This window comes from Micromonospora sp. NPDC047644, assembly GCF_040704315.1.
In the GTDB taxonomy this organism is placed as follows: Bacteria; Actinomycetota; Actinomycetes; order Mycobacteriales; family Micromonosporaceae; genus Micromonospora.
The window spans coordinates 230,881-248,515 of sequence record NZ_JBEYSY010000014.1; the positions used below are offsets into that span (position 1 = coordinate 230,881).

Sequence of the window (17,635 nt, forward strand, 5' to 3'; positions counted from 1 at the left end):
AGCCGTCACGGTTTGGTGGCGCGGTACCAGGACGCGGCGCCGGGGTGCAGCGACAGCGGCGCGGTGACGATCGCCGAGCGAGGGCTCATCCGTCCCGCCGCCGGGTGGGCTGCGGCCAGTTCAGCCCGGCGTTCCATCAGCAGCCGGGTCACCTCACGGACCAGCGGCTCCGGCAGGTCGGCCCGGACGATCAGGTAGTTCGGGTCGGCCACGGTGGTCACCGCGTCCACCCCGTACACCGAGCGGGGGATGTCGCGGGAGACGTAGACCTGGCCGTACCGTGAGCGCAGCGGCTCGGTCCACTCGCTGAGGTCCAGGATCCGGATGGCGCTGGCCTTGGCCAACTCCTCGATGCCGCGGACCGGCAACCCGCCCGAGAAGAAGAACGCGTCGATCCGCCCGGAGCGCAGCGCCGCCACCGAGTCGTCCAGTCCGAGCCGTTCCCGGCGTACCCCGTCACCACCGAGGCGGGCCACCTCCAGCAGCCGGGTCGCGGTGATCTCGGTGCCCGAGCCGGCCGCGCCGACGGAGACTCGCCGGCCGCGCAGGTCGGCGACGGTGCGGACCGGGCCGCCGCTCGTGGTGATCAGGTGCAGTTGGTCGTCGTACACCCGGGCGACGGCGTCGACAGTGGGGCTTCCCGCCGTGCTGGTGGGCAGCACGTCGGCCTGGGTGAAGCCCAGCTCGGCCCCGCCGGAGCCGACGAGTCGCACGTTCTCCGCCGAGGCGGCGGTGACCACCACGCTGGCCCGTACGCCGGGCAGCTCCCGGTTGAGGATGGCCGCCAGGGACTGCCCGAACGCGTAGTAGACAGCGGTGGGGCTGCCGGTGGCGATCCGGATCGACGTCGGCTCGGTCGGCGTGTCCCGGCAGCTGGCGATGGCCAGGTTCGCGATCAGCAGCACCGTCAACAGGGTGGCCGGGCCGGCGCGGCGGGACGAGGTACGACTCACGCGGTGCACTGTGCGCCGTCGGGCGGGTGCGCGCAAGCCCGGGTTGGCGATGCGCCCCGGCGGTCGGGCCTGATCAGCAGGCCGCGCGACCTGCCGGCGTCATGCCCACGCCCCGTGTGGACGCCGGGGTCACCCCGCGCGTCGTCGCCGTCCCGGGTTCCGCCATCGGGCCGCGCGCCGGTTCCAACGCCGCGCTGCGCAGGATCCGCTGCCGGTCCGGGCCGTCGGCCACGCTGACCAGGAAGCAACCGGTGCCGGGGCGGAGCCGGGCCGGTACGTCGAGCACGGCCGCTCCCCGGATCAGCACCGCGGCCAGCTCCCGGTCGGTGAGCCGGACACCGAGGATGTGCCGACGGACGTGCCGCCCGGCGGCCAGCAACGCCGAGCGCCAGGCCGCCTCCGCCAGGCGGGTCACCAACCGTCGGCGGGCCGGTGAGGCACCGGGCAGCGGCCCGCCGAGCAGCTCCCGTCGCCCCTGCCACCAGCCCGCGTCCAACATCCGGGTGTACGCGCCCTGGTGCTCCCGGGGCACCCACAGTCGATGCAGCTCGTAGCGGCGACGCAGGCCGCCGACGGCCACCTCGTGGGTGACCGGGATGTCCAGCCGGTTGAGCAGCTGCCGCATCCGCTGCGCGGCGTCCTCCCGGTTGAACTCCACCCCGGCGGTGTGCTCGGCCCGGACCGCGCTGGGCCGGGCGGCGGTCGGTGGTGGTGTGCAGCGCAGCAGGCAGGCAGCCTCGAACGCGTCGCCCAGGGTCAACCAGCCCAACGGGGATGGGGTGCTCGGGGTGTGCGGCCGGTCGAGCAGGGCGGGTTCGTGGGTCAACGGAGGCTCCCTTGTCGGAGTCTGGGTTGCCCTACCGTGGCCCCTGCCGCGCCGTTACGGAACTCCTCCGGCCCAGCCTTGAGCAAATCTTGCGGCTGCGGTGCCGCTAAAGGTCGGTGACCACCAGATCCACCTGCCGCACCCGTCCGGGAGCGGCGGGCTGCTCCAGCACCGTGTGCTTCAGCTCCCGCAGCGTGCCGACCAGCTCCGCCGCGGTGCGCGGTCGGGCGTCGGCAACGAGCAGGTCCCGGACCAGCCGCCCCTTGGTCGCCTTGTTGAAGTGGCTGACCACCGATCGGACCGGCACGCCGTCGACCTCCCGCTCGTGCAGCACCCGTACGGTGACGGTGCGCTCGGCCAGCTCGCCGCGCGGCGTCCAGGTGGCCGCGTACGCGCCGGAGCGCAGGTCCAGCACCGGGCCGCGTCCGGCCGCGCCGTCCACCGTCGGCGTCAGCTCCCTGCGCCAGTACGTCGACAGCGCCCCGACGTCGGGCAGGCGGGCGCCGATCGGGCAGCGGTACGGCGGAATCCGGTCGGCCAGTCGCACCGCGCCCCACAGCCCGGAGCTGATCAGGATCGACCGGCGGGCTGCCCGCTGCGCCGTGGCCGGCAACGAGGCCAGGTCCAACGCCTCGTAGAGCACCCCGGTGTAGAGCCGTTCGGCCGGCGCGGTGGCCGCCTCCCGCAGCCGGGCGTTGCGCCGCAGTTCGCCCCGCTGGCCCTCGCTGAGGCCGAGCGCCGCCCGCGCGACCGCCTCGTCCGGCCCGGCGCTCAGCGCCACCAGGGCGTCCAGCACCCGCTCGCGGGCCGGGTTCAGCTCGGGCAGCGAGAGTCGGTCCGCGGCCCAACGCCGTCCGGTGCCGGCGTCGGCCTTTCCCTCCGAGGGCGGCAACAGGATGAGCATGGGTCTCCTCGACGGGCGAAACGGCGGCGCCCCACGCGCCGGCCCGGCCAGCGTACGACCAGCGCCTACCGCCAGGGCCGCACCGGGGTGTCGGGGTGGTACACGCGATAGCCGCCGACCTCCCGCACCGGCGCGGCGTCGGCCCGGTCGGCCAGCAGCCTCCGCAACCGCCGGTCCATCGGCGAGTCGATCTCCACCACGTAGCCCGGCCGCTCCGCCCGCCCCACCTGCCGCCAGTACGGTCGGTAGCGGTTCTGCCCCGGTGACAGGTTCCCGTCGAGCACCCCGCAGACCACCGACTCGTCCGTGTTGAAGATCAACCGGTTGCAGGTCCAGTAGTCCCCGTACACCTCATGGGGTCCGTCGGCGCGCAGCGCGGCGGCCAGCTCCCGGGCCTGGCGTTCCTCGGTCCGCGACGCCGCGGTGCCGGTGGCCGCGAACAGCACGGTGATCACCAGGGTGGTCACGGTCAGGGCGACCAGCACCGCGGCGGACAGCGCGCCGGTGAACCGCCCCAGCACGCTGCTGGTGCCCCGCCAGGCGGTCAGCGCCGCCACCCAGAGCGGCCAGAGCACCGCCGGCAACGACAGTTGCAGCACCGACAGGTAGCGGGCGTTGTCCAGCGGGCTGGTCGCGGCGAGCGGACTGCGCACGTACGACAGCAGTGTCAACGTCGCGCCGGCGACCAGCGCGAGCTGCACGACCGGTCCGACCCGATCCCCCCGTAGCCCGCCGGCCCCGCGTCCGACCCACTCCGCCCGCGGCGTCCCGGCGGCGCGACGGTACGCGAGCACAGCGAGCGCCGCGCCGGCCAGCAGCAGCACCGGGTACACCACACCGAACCACTGCTGCCAGCGTCCGCAACCGTCCACCGGGCAGAGCCCGTGCGCCAGCGGAACGCCCTCCAGCAGGCCGCCCCGGATCCGGTCGGACCACGGCGGCTGCGGGCCGACCTTGGTGCTGACCTCGCGGAACACCGACAGCGAGTCGTCACCCGGCCCGGCCCGCAGGTTGTCGACGATCATCGGGGCCACGCCGACGACCGTCCCCGCCACCAGCAGCAGACCGGACCAGCCGAGCAGCTCCCGCCGTACCGCCCAGATCAGGGCCAACCCGGCGACCGCGAGGTACGGCAGGATCAGCCAGTCCGACCAGACGGCCAGCCCGACGAGCAGCCCGAACAGGCCGACCGCCAACCGTCGGCGGTGGACCGTGCCGGCGGCCAGCCCCACGGTGATCAGCAGCATCAGCAGCACCGCCGGCTTCACCTCCGGCCGCCCGCCGACGACGGTGAGCTGGTCGCGCACCACCCGCTCCGGCCCGAGCGCCAGCAGACCCACCACGAAGGCGGCGAACCACGGGGTGCAGAGGCGGCGGGTCAACCGGTGGATCAGGTAGAGGAAGATCGCGTACAGCGCGAGCATCGGCAGGCGCAGCACCGGCCAGCTCGGCCCGGCCACCGCCACCAGGGGAGCGGCCAGGTACGACTCCAACATCCCCATGTAGTGCTGGCCGTAGAGGAAGACCGGGCGTTCCCGGCCCTGCCCGATGTGCAGCGCGGCGAGACCGAACGTCGCCTCGTCGCTGTTCGACACCGGCACCGTGAACAGCGTCAGGACCAGCCGGTAGACGACACCGGCGAGCCCGAACAGCAGCGCGGCGAGCGCCGGTCGATCGAGTCGCGGGCGCCATCGCCCACGGTGCTGCTCTGGATGCGACACGACCAACGCCCCCGTCGTCGTCCCGACCGGAGTGTTTCACGTTCGGCCGGGCCGCCGAGGCCGATCGGCGCAGCCCGGTGGGGCTGGGTGGGCCGCACGGACGTCCGGGCCGGATCGGCGCGGCCGGGGTCGGCTCGCGTGGCCGTGGCTGTCGACGTGTGGCAGGGTTGGCGGGTGCCACCCACTCCCGCCGGCCAACTGGCCGTTCCGAACCTGCACCGGGCTGCGCGGATCGAGGACGCCGTGCACCAGCTCGTCGAGCGCCGGCTGCGGCGCACCGGCTGGCGGGTCAACATCGTCGCGTACACCGGTTATGGCGCGCCGGGTTGGGTGCGGGTGATGTGTCGGGTGCTGCTGGGCCGTCCGGACACGCGTCAACGGGGTCGGCTCGACAAGGTTCGCGGCTGGCGCAGCTTCACGACGCTGCCCAACAAGCACGTCACGGTGACCATCGAGGCCGGCGGGGTGCGCCACGAGACGCGGGCCGACCGCAGCGGGTTCGTCGACACGCTGGTCGAGGCGGACCTGCCGCCCGGTTGGGGTACGGTCCGGCTCAGCGTCCCGGACGCCGAGCCCGTCGACGCCCCGGTGCGCATCCTCGACCCGGAGGTCAGGTTCGGCATCATCTCCGACATCGACGACACGGTGATGGTGACCGCGCTGCCCCGGCCGCTGCTCGCCGCATGGAACACCTTCGTGCTCGACGAGCACGCCCGCAACGCGGTTCCGGGCATGGCGGTGCTCTACGAGCGGCTGGTCACCTCGAACCCCGGCGCACCGGTCTTCTACCTCTCGACCGGCGCCTGGAACGTGGCCCCGACCCTGACCCGCTTCCTGTCCCGCCACCTCTACCCGGCCGGGCCCCTGCTGCTCACCGACTGGGGCCCGACCGCCGACCGCTGGTTCCGCAGCGGCATGGAACACAAGCGGTCCACCCTGGCCCGGCTGGCCAAGGAGTTCCCCGACGTGCGCTGGCTGCTCGTCGGCGACGACGGCCAGCACGACCAGGAGATCTACCGGGAGTTCGCCGCCGCCCACCCGGAGAACGTCGCCGGGGTGGCGATCCGCCGTCTCTCCCCGACGCAGTCGGTGCTGGCCGGCACCCTGCCCGCCCCGGCCGGCCGCCCGTCGTCGGGGCCGGTGGGGCAGAAGTGGCTCTCCGCCCCGGACGGCGCCGGCCTCTGGCAGTTGCTCCGCGACGCCGGCCTGGTCTGACCGTCAGCCCCGCTGAGCTATCGGCCGTCGAACACGTCTTCGAGGACAAGTCTCGCCCGGCCGGGGACCTCTTCGTCCGGAAAGATCTCGGCGCAGAGGTCGAGGACCTCTTCGGGGTTGTTCAGCCCGAGGTGCTCCACCAGGAAGCGGATGTCCTCGGCATCTCGGCGCCGTGCCGCGAGTACCTTCATGGCAAGCAGGTGTTCCGGGGACGCCGCCGAGACCCGCAGGCCAGGGTGATCGAAGACTCGTGGTGCCCCCGGGTCTCCGCCAGCGGCGACGTACACGCTCGCCTGTTCGTTCAGCCACCACCGCGGCAGCCCGAGCTCATCCGCGACGGCCCGCGCTTCGTCGAGCACGATGCCGTGCGGCTGAAACACAGCGTCGATGTCCCGGGTCGCCCGACGGGCGTCGTAGGCCAGCGCCATTGCAGCTCCACCGAAGATGTACAGGTCGGCGATCACACCTCGCTTCGCCAGCCGGTCACCGAGCCTCCGGAAGGCGTCCTCGATGGCAGTACGGTCCAGCAGCGGGTCGTCGGCGCTCACGCGACCTTCAACTCCTGTGGGGAGATGAACACCCCACGGCGCCGGAACGCCGCAGGCGAGTGCACCACGGCGTCGACGCGGGCGGCGCGAGTGTTGAAGGGGAACCAGAACCGCCGTAGCGACCGCGTCTCGACCCACGAGGGAGCGCCGCGCTCGTCGCGGGCGGCGAGGTACTCCGTCAGCGCCGCGAGGAAGACGTCCCAATGATCGTCACCGGTCGGCGCTGGCTCCTGGATCAGCAAGTCAGCGCGACGCTCGGACGCTTCCCAGCTGTACTCCTCCAGAAACTCCGCCACCAGACGCCACCGCCTGGAGTCGTCGACCCCGGCGAGCAGGACGCCCAAGCGTGCCACCGTCATCGGCTCGTACATCGCAGGACGATTGCTCACAGCGTCAACGCTAGTACAAGGCCGCGCCGATCCTCGGTAAGGCTCTGTCCTTTCAACTGCAGCGGATGGTTGCCCTACCGCCCGTTACGGTTCCCTCCGACCCGCGCGAGCAGCGGACGGGGAGCGACGCGGACGTGGACAGAGACGTGACCGCGCGCCTACAGGGCGAGCAGATCGCGGCGTACGAGCGGAGCGGGCCGTTCTGGGGGCGTCTACGCAGTTGGCGGGATCAGCTCTGGCGGAGCCAGACGGCGCCCAGCGGCGGCACCTGGAGGGCCGCCGACGCGACCATCCCGTGCCACGGCACGTCCTCGGCCCGTACCTCGCCCAGGTTGCCCACCCCCGACCCGCCGTAGTGGTGGGCGTCGGTGTTGAGCACCTCCTGCCAGGTGCCGCCGGCCGGCAGGCCGATCCGGTAGTCGTGCAGCGGCTGGGCGGAGAAGTTCGCCACGCACACCAGCGTCGAGCCGTCCGGGGCGATCCGGACGAACGACACCGTGTTGTTGGCGACGTCGTCGCCGGCGATCCAGCGGAAGCCCGCCGGCTCGGTGTCCTGCGCCCAGAGCGCCGGGGTGTCCCGGTAAACCCGGTTGAGGTCACCGACGAGTCGTTGCACACCGGCGCGGGCCGGGTCGTGGAGCAGGTACCAGTCGAGGCCGCGCTCCTCGCTCCACTCCCGGTCGTCGGCCATCTCGGAGCCCATGAAGAGCAGCTGCTTGCCGGGGTGCGCCCACATGTACGCCAGCAGCGCCCGCACGTTCGCCAGCCGCTGCCAGGTGTCGCCGGGCATCTTGCCGGCCAGTGAGCCCTTGCCGTGCACCACCTCGTCGTGGCTGATCGGCAGCACGTAGTTCTCGCTCCAGGCGTACGCCAGGGAGAAGGTGAGCTGGTGGTGGTGGTGCTGGCGGTAGATCGGGTCCTTCGAGGTGTAGAGCAGCGTGTCGTGCATCCAGCCCATGTTCCACTTGAACCCGAAGCCCAGCCCGCCACCGGCGGTGGACTGGGTGACCCCCGGCCAGGCGGTGGACTCCTCGGCGATCATGACGACGCCGGCGTGGTGCTTGTAGACCGTCGCGTTCACCTCCTGCATGAACGCGATGGCCTCCAGGTTCTCCCGGCCGCCGTACCTGTTGGGGGCCCACTCGCCGTGGTTGCGGGAGTAGTCCAGGTAGAGCATCGAGGCGACCGCGTCGACCCGCAGCCCGTCGACGTGGAACTGGTCGCACCAGTAGAGCGCGTTGGCGACCAGGAAGTTGCGGACCTCGTTGCGGCCGAAGTCGAAGACGTACGTGCCCCAGTCGGGGTGTTCGCCGCGCCGCGGGTCGGGGTGCTCGTAGAGCGGGGTGCCGTCGAATCGCGCGAGGGCCCACTCGTCCTTCGGGAAGTGCGCGGGCACCCAGTCCAGGAGGACGCCGACGCCGGCCTCGTGCAGCCGGTCCACCAGGTGGCGGAACTCGTCCGGGTCGCCGAACCGGGAGGTCGGCGCGTAGTAGCCGGTCACCTGGTAGCCCCAGGAGCCGCCGAACGGGTGCTCCATCACGGGCAGGAACTCCACGTGCGTGAAGCCCAGCTCGGTGACGTACGCGGTGAGCTGCTCGGCCAGCTCGCGGTAGCCCAGGCCGGGCCGCCACGAGCCGAGGTGCACCTCGTAGACGCTCATCGGCTCCTGGTGCGGCTGCCTTTCGGCCCGCCGGGCCAGCCAGTCCGCGTCGTTCCACCGGTACGTCGAGTGGTGCACCACCGAGGCGGTGGCCGGCGGCACCTCGGCGTACGCCGCGAGCGGGTCGGCCTTGTCCCGCCACTGCCCGTCTGCGCCCAGCACCCGGTACTTGTAGCGGGCTCCGACCCGGGCGTTGGGGACGAACAGCTCCCACACCCCGCTGGAGCCGAGCGACCGCATCGGCCAGCCGTCGTCGGGGCCCCAGCCGGTGAAGTCGCCGATCACCCGCACCCCACGGGCGTTGGGCGCCCAGACGCTGAACGCCACGCCCTCGTCGAAGACCCGGGCGCCGAGCGCCTCCCACAGCCGCTCGTGCCGGCCCTCACGGATCAGGTGCAGGTCCAGCTCACCGAGGGTCGGCGGGTAGCGGTACGGGTCGTCGTGGGTGGTCCCGTCGACCTCCAGCCGGTAGTCGAGCACCGTGCCGTCGACCTGTGCCTCGAAGACGCCCACGTCGTGCACCCGCTTCATCGGGTGCCGTTCGTCGCCGACGAGCAACGCGACGTCGCCGGCGCCCCGTCGCATCGTGCGGATCGTCGTCGAGTCGTCGGCGGGGTGCGCGCCGAGCAGCGCGTGCGGGTCGTGCGTCGCGCCGGAGATCAGCTGGTCCATCGGTCGTCCTTCGGTGCGGCATCGGTCGGTGCCGGGGCGGACCGGCGGGCGGTCGACCGGCGCGGAGGGGTCGGAACGGGGCCGGACCGGCGGGGCGGAGTCGGCGCCGGGGTCGTCGGCGCGGTGCCGCCGGACAGCTCCGCCGGGACGTCGGCGACGGTGAGGTCCGCCGGTTCGGCGCCGGCGGGATCCGGCGCGGCGGGTGCGACCGGGCGGCGCACGGTCAGCACGTGCGCGGGTTGCAGGTACGGGTCGAGGCGTACCGCGTTGCGCTGACCCCAGTCGTAACTCGTGCCGGTCAGCTCGTCGTACACGGTGAACCGCTCGTGCCAGTCGAAGCCGAGCGCCGGCATGTCGAGCGTGGTGTTGCCCCACTGCACGACGCGCGGGTCGAACGAGCAGATCACGATGACCGTGTTGCCGGTCTCCGGGTCGTGCTTCGACCAGCAGAGCAACGCCGGGTTGTCGATCTCGTGGAAGCGCAGGTTGCGGAGCTGGTGCAGGGCCGGGTTGTCCCGGCGTACCCGGTTGAGGGTGGTCAGGAACGGTGCCAGCGAACGGCCCTGCGCCTCCGCCGCGGCCCAGTCCCGGGGTCGCAGCTCGTACTTCTCGTTGTCCAGGTACTCCTCGGCGCCCGGCCGGGCCACGTGCTCGAACAGCTCGTAGCCCGCGTACAGGCCCCAGGAGGGGGAGAGCAGCGCGGCCAACACCGCCCGGATCTTGAACATCGGCGGGCCGCCGTGCTGCAACGACTCGTGCAGGATGTCCGGGGTGTTCGGCCAGAAGTTCGGCCGCATGTAGTCGGCCGCCTCGATCAACTCTTCGCAGTACGCCCGCATCTCGGCCGCCGTCGTGCGCCAGGTGAAATAGGTGTACGACTGCGTGAAGCCGATCTTGCCGAGGCCGTGCATGATGGCCGGCCGGGTGAACGCCTCGGCCAGGAACAGCACGTCCGGGTCGATCTTCTTGACCTCGGCGATCAGCCAGTGCCAGAAGTCGAACGGCTTGGTGTGCGGGTTGTCCACCCGGAAGATCCGGATGCCCTCGCCGACCCAGTGCAGCACCACCCGCAGCACCTCGGCCCGGATGCCCTCCGGGTCGTTGTCGAAGTTGACCGGGTAGATGTCCTGGTACTTCTTCGGCGGGTTCTCCGCGTACGCGATGCTGCCGTCGGCGCGGGTGGTGAACCACTCCGGGTGCTCGGTGACCCACGGGTGGTCCGGCGCGCACTGCAACGCCAGGTCCATGGCCACTTCCAGGCCCTGTGCCGCCGCCGCCTGCATGAAGGCCCGGAAGTCTGCCGGCGTACCCAGGTCGGGGTGGATCGTGTCGTGGCCGCCCTCGGCGGCGCCGATCGCCCACGGTGAGCCCACGTCGGTCGGCCCGGCGGTGAGCGCGTTGTTCGGGCCCTTGCGGTTGACCCGGCCGATCGGGTGGATCGGCGGCAGGTAGAGCACGTCGAAGCCCATCGCGGCGACACCCGGCAGCCGCTCGGTGGCGGTCGCGAAGGTGCCGGAACGCCCGCCCGCCGCGCCTTCCGAGCGGGGAAAGAACTCGTACCAGGCCGAGTAGAGCGCCCGCTTGCGGTCAACCCAGATCGAGTACGTCTCACCGGCGGTGACCAACTCCCGCACCGGGTGCTCCCAGAGCAGGTCGGCCAGGGCCAGCGCCGGACCGACCCGCTGGGCCAGCGGCAGGTCGGTGTCGACCAGCGCGGTGAGCGCATCGGCGACGCGGGGCCGGTCGGCGGTCGGCACGAGGTGCCGGGCGGCGGCGAGCACCCGCGCGCCCTCGGCCAGGTCGTTGGCCAGGTCCTCCGGCCCCTGCCCGGCGGCGATCTTCTTGGTCACCGCGTTCTGCCAGGTCAGGTACGGGTCCTGAAACGCCTCGACGGAGAAGGTCCACGCGCCGACGGCGTCCGGTGCGATGGTGGCGTGCCAGCGGTCCTGGCCGGGCTCGCCGGGGCGCATCCGGGTGAACGGCCGGCCCGCGCCGTCCGGACCAGCCCACACCACGTTGCAGCCCAGCGCGTCGTGCCCCTCCCGGTAGGCGCGCGCCGACACCGGAACCGGCTCGTCGACCACCGCCTTGGCCGGGTATCGCCCGCACGAGACGACGGGGGAGACGTCTTCGATCGGGAACCGTCCAGTCACTCCGCCAACCTACTGCGCGAGATCCGTTCGCGCGCGGCCAAGCCTGCCAGCCGGCGGTCGGGCTCTCCCCGAACCGGGCCCGTCGCTCGCCTCGGCGGGTCGAGTCCGGGGGACGGACGTCGCGGTGAGCCTGATGACACAGGGGCATCGTGATGACTCAGGGACATCACGCTCGCCGCGGTGTTTCCTCGCGCGGAGGTCACTCTCCGTTGCGTACCGGCGCGAAGGGCGGAGGTGACGTAGCCTCCGGCCATGATCGAACGGGTGAGGGTCGCGGTTGTCGGGGTCGGTAACAACACGTCGGCACTGGTGCAGGGGCTGGCTCTCCACCGTCAGAGCGGCAGCCTGGTCGGAATCCGCAGGCCGGCGATCGACGGGCTCGGGGTGGGGGACATCGACATCGTCGCGGCCTTCGCCACCTCCGAGGAGAAGGTCGGTCGGGACCTGACCGAGGCGATCTTCCTGGCACCCAACAACTTCCCCCGGCTGGACTGCGACCTGCCCACAGCGGGTGTACCGGTCACGAAGGGCCTCGTCGACGCGACCGAGGTGCCGCGGGTGGCGGCGGCTCTGGCGGGCGCGGAGGTGCTGCTCTACTCGGCGCCCAGCGGCCGGCCGGAGACCGCTCAGGCGTACGCCGAGGCGGCTCACACGGCGGGCCTCGCATTCATCAACACCACCGCCGACCCGGTCGCCCGCGATCCACGCCGGATGGAGAGGTTCGAGGCGGCCGGTCTGCCGCTGCTCGGCGACGACCTGGCCAGCCAGTTCGGCACCTCGGTGCTGCACAAGGCGCTGCTACGGCTGCTTGAGGAACGCGGCCTCACCCTGGTCAGCTCCTACCAGGTCAACCTGGGCGGCACCGAGGACTTCCGCAACCTGGTCGAGAACCCCGACACCAAGATGCGGTCCAAGCTCAACGCCCTGCCGAAAGGCCGGGCCGCCGACAGCGTCGAGGTCGCCCCGCTCGGCTACCTGCCGCACCTGCGCTCGCAGAAGGTGGCGCACCTCAACCTGGAGGCGCAGGGCTGGGGTGCGACAGCGGTGAGCCTCGACGTGAAACTCAAGGTGCACGACCCGAGTGGTGCCGCCGGGGTCAACATCGACCTGATCCGCATCGCCGCGAGCGCGCTACGGGACGGGCGTGGTGGTCACTGCGACGAGGCGACCTCGTTGTTCAAGTCGCCGCCGGGAACGTCGATCTGACGTCGGTCCCCTCAGGCCGCGCCGACCGAGCGGTAGACCTCCAGGGTCTGCCGGGCGATGGCGTCCCAGGAGAAGTGCTCGACAGCGCGCCGGCGGCCGGCCAGGCCGAACCGTTCGGTGCGCGCCGGGTCGGCGAGCAGCGTGTTGACCGCTGCCGCCAGGTCGGCCACGAACTTCTCCGGCTCCAACGGGGTGCCGGAGCCGTCGGTGGCCTGCTCGATCGGCACCAGCAGGCCGGTCTCGTCGTCGGCCACGACCTCGGGGATGCCGCCGGTCGCGGTCGCCACCACGGCCGTCTCGCAGGCCATCGCCTCCAGGTTGACGATGCCCATCGGCTCGTAGACCGACGGGCAGACGAACACGGTGGCGTGCGTCAGCACCTGGATCACCTCGGGCTTGGGCAGCATCTCGGCCACCCAGACCACGCCGGAACGGTTGGCCCGCAGCTCGGCGACCAACTCCTCCACCTCGGCGGCGATCTCGGCGGTGTCCGGCGCGCCCGCCAGCAGGACGAGCTGGGTGTCCGCCGGCAACTCCCGGGCGGCCCGCAGCAGGTACGGCAGCCCCTTCTGCCGGGTGATCCTGCCCACGTAGACCACGCTGGGGCGGGACGGGTCGACACCGAGCCGGTCGAGCACGTCGGTGCCCTGATCCGGGGCGTACTGGACGGTGTCGATGCCGTTGTAGACCATCCGGACCCGGCCGGGGTCGATCTGCGGGTACGCGGTGAGCACGTCGTTGCGCATCCCGCCACTGACCGCGATCACCGCGTCGGCGGCCTCCATCGCGGTGCGCTCGATCCAGGAGGAGAGCGCGTAACCGCCTCCGAGCTGCTCGGCCTTCCACGGCCGCAGCGGCTCCAGGCTGTGCGCGGTCACCACGTGCGGCACCCCGTGCAGCAGCTTCGCGGTGTGGCCGGCCAGGTTCGCGTACCAGGTGTGGCTGTGCACCACGTCGGTGCCGGCCGCGCCGGCGGCCATCTCCAGGTCCACGCCCATCGTGCGCAGCGCGGCGTTCGCGCCGGTCAGACCCGGCGGTTCGGCGTACGCGGTGACGCCCGGCTCGGTGCGCGGCAGGCCGAAGCAGTGCACCCGTACGTCCGCGAGGCCGCGCAACTCCCGAGCCAGGTACTCGACGTGCACGCCCGCGCCGCCGTAGACCTCCGGTGGGTACTCGCGGGTGAGCAGATCGACGCGCAGGGATCCGGTGGCCGGGGAGGAGTCGGTCATGTGCGCACCCTAGTGCAGAAGACTCCCCGTACGAGTGGTGAAGTGGGACGCGGGTGGATAGCGTCGTGGCATGGCTGCCAAGGTGCTCGCGATCGTCCTGGCGGGTGGGGAGGGCAAGCGCCTGATGCCACTCACCACGGATCGGGCCAAGCCGGCCGTCCCGTTCGGCGGGATGTACCGCATGGTCGACTTCGTCCTCTCCAACCTGGCCAACGCCGGCTATCTCAAGATCGTCGTGCTGACCCAGTACAAGTCCCACTCTCTCGACCGACACATCACCAAGACCTGGCGGATGTCCACGCTGCTCGGCAACTACGTCACCCCGGTGCCCGCGCAGCAGCGTCGTGGCCCGTGGTGGTTCGCCGGCTCGGCCGACGCCATCTACCAGAGCTTCAACCTCATCAACGACGAGCAGCCCGACTACGTGATCGTCTTCGGCGCCGACCACATCTACCGGATGGACCCGCGGCAGATGGTGGAGGACCACATCGCCTCCGGCGCGGCGGTGACCGTCGCCGGCATCCGCCAGCCGCTGTCGATGGCCGACCAGTTCGGCGTCATCGAGGTCGGCGAGGACGGCAAGCGGATCCGGGCGTTCCGCGAGAAGCCCACCGACGCTGTCGGCCTGCCCGACGCGCCGGACGAGATCTACGCCTCGATGGGCAACTACGTCTTCACCACCCGGGCGCTCTGCGAGGCGGTCGAGCGCGACGCCGAAGACAAGTCCAGCAAGCACGACATGGGCGGCAGCATCATCCCGATGCTCGTCGAGCGCGGCGAGGCGAACGTCTACGACTTCCGCGACAACGAGGTGCCGGGCAGCACCGACCGCGATCGCGGCTACTGGCGCGACGTGGGGACGCTCGACTCGTTCTACGACGCGCACATGGATCTGATCAACGTGCACCCCGTCTTCAACATGTACAACTTCGACTGGCCGATCTACACCGAGCAGCTGCCGTGGCCGCCGGCGAAGTTCGTCCACCAGTGGGGTGAGCGGGTCGGCCGCGCGGTCGGCTCGATGGTCTCCCCGGGTGTGGTGATCTCCGGCTCGTTGGTGGAGAACTCGATCGTCTCGCCGAAGGTGCGGGTGCACTCCTGGGCGCACGTCGAGGGCTCGGTGCTGATGGAGGGTGTGGAGATCGGCCGGCACGCGGTGGTCCGGCGGGCCATCCTGGACAAGAACGTGTTCGTCCCGGAGGGCGTCGAGATCGGCGTCGACCTGGAGAAGGACCGGCAGCGTTACACCGTTTCCGACAACGGCATCGTGGTGATCGGCAAGGGCCAGAAGGTCGAGCCGTGACCGACAGGCACTCCCCGAGGAGGATCCCGCAGTGACCCACCCCCGTGCCGGCCAGCCCGCCGAGCCCGCCGACCTGGTCGACGTGCCGCGCCTGGTGACCGCCTACTACGCCGAGCATCCGGACCCCGCGGACCCGGCCCAGCAGGTCTCCTTCGGCACCTCCGGCCACCGTGGCTCCAGCCTGCGCAACGCGTTCAACTCCGACCACATCCTGGCGGTCACCCAGGCGCTCTGCGACTACCGGCGCGAGCAGGGGCTCGACGGGCCGCTCTTCCTCGCCCGGGACACCCACGCGCTCTCCGCGCCGGCCGCGGTGGACGCCCTGGAGGTGCTCGCCGCCAACGGGGTCACCGTGCTGGTGGACAGCCGCGACGGTTACACCCCGACCCCGGCGCTGTCGCACGCGATCCTCACCCACAACCGCGGGCGGACCAGCGGGCTCGCCGACGGCATCGTCATCACCCCGTCGCACAACCCGCCCGACGACGGCGGTTTCAAGTACAACCCCACGAACGGTGGGCCGGCCGACACCGACGTGACCAGGTGGATCCAGGACCGGGCCAACGCCATCCTCGCCGCCGGGCTCAAGGAGGTCCGCCGGATCACCTACGCGCGGGCGCGGGCCGCCGACACCACCGGGGAGTACGACTTCCTCGCCACCTACGTCGACGACCTGCCGGCGGCGATCGACATCGACGCGATCCGCGATGCGGGGATCCGCATCGGCGCGGACCCGTTGGGCGGGGCGAGCGTGGCGTACTGGGGTGAGATCGCCGAGCGGCACCGCCTGGATCTGACAGTGGTCAACCCGAACGTCGACCCGACCTGGCGGTTCATGACCCTGGACGGCGACGGCAAGATCCGGATGGACTGCTCCTCGCCGAATGCGATGGCGTCGCTGATCGCCGCGCGGGCCGACTACCAGATCTCCACGGGCAACGACGCCGACGCCGACCGGCACGGCATCGTCACCCCGGACGCCGGGCTGATGAACCCCAACCACTACCTGGCGGTGGCGATCGGTCACCTGTTCCGTACCCGCACCGAGTGGGGGCCGGACGCCGCGGTGGGCAAGACCCTGGTCTCCTCGTCGATGATCGACCGGGTCGCGGCCGACCTGGGTCGGCCGCTGCTGGAGGTGCCGGTCGGCTTCAAGTGGTTCGTGCCCGGCCTGCTCGACGGCGCGGTCGGCTTCGGTGGCGAGGAGAGCGCCGGGGCGTCGTTCCTGCGGCGTGACGGCTCGACGTGGACCACCGACAAGGACGGCCTGCTGCTCTGCCTGCTGGCCGCCGAGATCCAGGCCACCACCGGCCGCAGCCCGAGCGAGCACTGGGCGGAGCTGGCCGAGCGTTTCGGCGCGCCCGCGTACGCCCGGATCGACGCTCCGGCCACCCGGGAGCAGAAGGCCGTGCTCGCCAAGCTCTCCCCGGAGCAGGTCACCGCCACCGAGCTGGCCGGCGAGCCGATCACCGCGACGCTGACCACCGCGCCCGGTAACGGCGCGGCGATCGGCGGCCTCAAGGTCAGCACCGAGTCCGGCTGGTTCGCCGCCCGTCCGTCCGGCACCGAGGACGTCTACAAGATCTACGCCGAGTCCTTCCAGGGCCCCGACCACCTCAAGCAGATCCAGGAAGAAGCCAAAAACCTGGTAGACCAAGCCCTAACCCAGCCCTAACCCCGCAACCCCCAGTCCCCACCCTCTCCCGCCCCGTGGCAGTTGATCATGGAGTTATTGCCATTCGACACGGCGTGTCATGGCAATAACTCCATGATCGACGATGGTCAATGGTGGGGGTGGGGGTTTGGGTGGGGGGTCGGGGGTTAGCAGGGTGGGGGGTCGGCGGGTGGGGGGAGTTCCTGGCCGCGTCGGCGTAGCTCTTCGGGGAGCAGTTCGCGGAGCTGCTCGGGGAGGAACGGCAGGTCGAGCAGCGTCATCTTCAACTGGTTGCGCTCCTGGTAACGCAGTGGGTCGAAGCGGACCACCAGACCGGCGTCGCGCCGGTACGAGATGTCCACCGCCCCCTCCGTCGCCGCGTCGCGGAACACCAACCCGTCCATCTCCACGACGACCGGCGACGAGTTGGGCTGCAACTCCAACCGGATCTTCTCGTTCGGGGAGAGCACCACCGCCCGGGAGATGCCGGCCATCGGCGCCGCCGGGGTGATCACCACCGAGTCCGCCGCGGGGGAGATCAGTGGACCACCCGCCGCGTAGCTGTACGCCGTCGAGCCGATCGGGGTCGCGACCACGACGGCGTCGCTGCGGTAGTAGCCGTACTGCTGGCCGTCGATGGCGAGCGTGACGCTGACGAACCCGGCGCCCGGCTGACGGACCAACGCGATGTCGTTGAACGCCACCACGTCGTCACCGCACACGTCACAGGCGAGGCAGGCGTGCGACTCGATCGTGAAATCTCTCGACAGCAGCCGGCTCAGCGCCTCCGGCAGCCCCGGCGGTTCGATCTCGACGAGGAAACCCACCCGACCCAGGTGTACGCCGAGCACCGGCTTCGGGTCGAGAACGGCGGACCGCAGCGCACCCAGCATGGTGCCGTCGCCGCCGATGCTGATCAGCGCGTCGGCGCGGGACGCCACCTGGTCCCCCGGCACCGGTTCGACCGAGGACGGGACGCGGTGCTGGTCCTCCTCGCGCACGTACAACGTCTTGTGGTGACGCGTCGCCCACCGTTCGATGATCCCGACCACCTCGGTGACATCCCGGGTGGGGTGCAGCACAAGTCCCAGCCCCGACACCCGTACAGCTCACCACATCGGCGGCGACCGTACGCGGTCTGGACCAAGTTCAAAATCCGAGACAATGACGTGTACGAGCGTGCCCTCGGCTACATCCGCGAG

The 17,635-nt window shown here is 71.6% G+C and carries 15 protein-coding genes; 5 read left to right on the forward strand and 10 right to left on the reverse strand.

All coding sequences use genetic code 11. The features are described 5' to 3' along the window. Positions 1 to 5: 5 nt before the first annotated feature. From AB0877_RS23990 to AB0877_RS24005, 4 genes are all read right to left on the reverse strand, one after another. A complete protein-coding gene (locus tag AB0877_RS23990; RefSeq protein WP_366611604.1) occupies positions 6 to 962 on the reverse strand; it encodes a TAXI family TRAP transporter solute-binding subunit in 957 nt (318 codons plus the stop codon). A 64-nt stretch (positions 963 to 1,026) separates the two neighbouring features. Beyond that, positions 1,027 to 1,779: a hypothetical protein gene (locus AB0877_RS23995; RefSeq protein WP_366611606.1), complete on the reverse strand. Its 753-nt coding sequence runs from the start codon at positions 1,777 to 1,779 to the stop codon at positions 1,027 to 1,029. A 106-nt stretch (positions 1,780 to 1,885) separates the two neighbouring features. Further along, a complete protein-coding gene (gene yaaA / locus AB0877_RS24000) occupies positions 1,886 to 2,683 on the reverse strand; it encodes a peroxide stress protein YaaA (protein ID WP_366611608.1) in 798 nt (265 codons plus the stop codon). 65 nt (positions 2,684 to 2,748) lie between these two features. Continuing rightward, complete coding sequence (locus AB0877_RS24005; protein WP_366611610.1) at positions 2,749 to 4,404, reverse strand: hypothetical protein; 1,656 nt, start codon at positions 4,402 to 4,404, stop codon at positions 2,749 to 2,751. Between the two features lie 174 nt (positions 4,405 to 4,578). Here AB0877_RS24005 and AB0877_RS24010 point away from each other — a divergent pair, with 174 nt between their 5' ends. Continuing rightward, positions 4,579 to 5,619, forward strand: coding sequence for a phosphatase domain-containing protein (locus AB0877_RS24010; RefSeq protein ID WP_366611637.1), 1,041 nt, complete (start codon positions 4,579 to 4,581; stop codon positions 5,617 to 5,619). Positions 5,620 to 5,636: 17 nt separating this feature from the next. On the opposite strand, the gene AB0877_RS24015 is transcribed toward AB0877_RS24010, so the two are convergent. The 4 genes from AB0877_RS24015 to AB0877_RS24030 all read right to left on the reverse strand — a co-directional run bounded on the left by AB0877_RS24015 (position 5,637) and on the right by AB0877_RS24030 (position 11,041). Further along, positions 5,637 to 6,167 carry a DUF6036 family nucleotidyltransferase gene (locus AB0877_RS24015; RefSeq protein WP_366611611.1) on the reverse strand — a complete coding sequence of 177 codons (531 nt, stop codon included), beginning with the start codon at positions 6,165 to 6,167 and terminating at the stop codon, positions 5,637 to 5,639. Continuing rightward, positions 6,164 to 6,538, reverse strand: a complete 375-nt coding sequence (locus tag AB0877_RS24020; RefSeq protein WP_366611613.1) for a hypothetical protein — start codon at positions 6,536 to 6,538, stop codon at positions 6,164 to 6,166. Before AB0877_RS24020 ends, AB0877_RS24015 begins: the two co-directional genes overlap by 4 nt. Before the next feature lie 247 nt (positions 6,539 to 6,785). Then, positions 6,786 to 8,888, reverse strand: coding sequence for a 1,4-alpha-glucan branching protein GlgB (glgB, locus tag AB0877_RS24025; RefSeq protein WP_366611614.1), 2,103 nt, complete (start codon positions 8,886 to 8,888; stop codon positions 6,786 to 6,788). Continuing rightward, on the reverse strand, positions 8,876 to 11,041 hold the full coding sequence (locus AB0877_RS24030; RefSeq protein ID WP_366611615.1) for a maltotransferase domain-containing protein: 2,166 nt from the start codon (positions 11,039 to 11,041) through the stop codon (positions 8,876 to 8,878). The genes glgB and AB0877_RS24030 overlap by 13 nt, the downstream gene beginning before the upstream one ends. Before the next feature lie 252 nt (positions 11,042 to 11,293). Between AB0877_RS24030 and AB0877_RS24035 the strand changes: the two genes are divergently transcribed. Next, positions 11,294 to 12,247, forward strand: coding sequence for an inositol-3-phosphate synthase (locus AB0877_RS24035; protein ID WP_366611617.1), 954 nt, complete (start codon positions 11,294 to 11,296; stop codon positions 12,245 to 12,247). 11 nt (positions 12,248 to 12,258) lie between these two features. Here AB0877_RS24035 and glgA read toward each other — a convergent pair whose 3' ends face one another. Continuing rightward, positions 12,259 to 13,476: a glycogen synthase gene (gene glgA, locus AB0877_RS24040; RefSeq protein ID WP_366611619.1), complete on the reverse strand. Its 1,218-nt coding sequence runs from the start codon at positions 13,474 to 13,476 to the stop codon at positions 12,259 to 12,261. A gap of 70 nt (positions 13,477 to 13,546) precedes the next feature. Here glgA and glgC point away from each other — a divergent pair, with 70 nt between their 5' ends. Both glgC and pgm read left to right on the forward strand, forming a co-directional pair. Beyond that, positions 13,547 to 14,779 carry a glucose-1-phosphate adenylyltransferase gene (gene glgC / locus AB0877_RS24045; protein ID WP_366611621.1) on the forward strand — a complete coding sequence of 411 codons (1,233 nt, stop codon included), beginning with the start codon at positions 13,547 to 13,549 and terminating at the stop codon, positions 14,777 to 14,779. A 31-nt stretch (positions 14,780 to 14,810) separates the two neighbouring features. Further along, positions 14,811 to 16,454: a phosphoglucomutase (alpha-D-glucose-1,6-bisphosphate-dependent) gene (gene pgm / locus AB0877_RS24050; RefSeq protein ID WP_366611622.1), complete on the forward strand. Its 1,644-nt coding sequence runs from the start codon at positions 14,811 to 14,813 to the stop codon at positions 16,452 to 16,454. Between the two features lie 146 nt (positions 16,455 to 16,600). Here the strand turns inward: pgm and AB0877_RS24055 are convergent, their stop codons facing one another. Continuing rightward, entirely contained in the window at positions 16,601 to 17,533 is a 933-nt protein-coding gene (locus AB0877_RS24055; RefSeq protein ID WP_366611624.1) for an NAD(+)/NADH kinase, read from the reverse strand. On the opposite strand from AB0877_RS24055, the gene AB0877_RS24060 reads away from it, so the two are divergent. After that, positions 17,450 to 17,635 (forward strand): hypothetical protein (locus AB0877_RS24060; RefSeq protein WP_366611640.1); only part of this gene is annotated, 186 nt, incomplete at its 3' end. The two genes, AB0877_RS24055 and AB0877_RS24060, sit on opposite strands and share 84 nt — an antisense overlap.

Excerpts from the sequence above, each read along its gene's own strand:
- yaaA (WP_366611608.1), bottom strand. The coding sequence starts at position 2,683 with ATGCTCATCCTGTTGCCGCCCTCGGAGGGAAAGGCCGACGCCGGCACC.
- AB0877_RS24020 (WP_366611613.1), bottom strand. The coding sequence starts at position 6,538 with ATGTACGAGCCGATGACGGTGGCACGCTTGGGCGTCCTGCTCGCCGGG.
- glgB (WP_366611614.1), bottom strand. The coding sequence starts at position 8,888 with ATGGACCAGCTGATCTCCGGCGCGACGCACGACCCGCACGCGCTGCTC.
- AB0877_RS24035 (WP_366611617.1), top strand. The coding sequence starts at position 11,294 with ATGATCGAACGGGTGAGGGTCGCGGTTGTCGGGGTCGGTAACAACACG.
- glgA (WP_366611619.1), bottom strand. The coding sequence starts at position 13,476 with ATGACCGACTCCTCCCCGGCCACCGGATCCCTGCGCGTCGATCTGCTC.
- glgC (WP_366611621.1), top strand. The coding sequence starts at position 13,547 with ATGGCTGCCAAGGTGCTCGCGATCGTCCTGGCGGGTGGGGAGGGCAAG.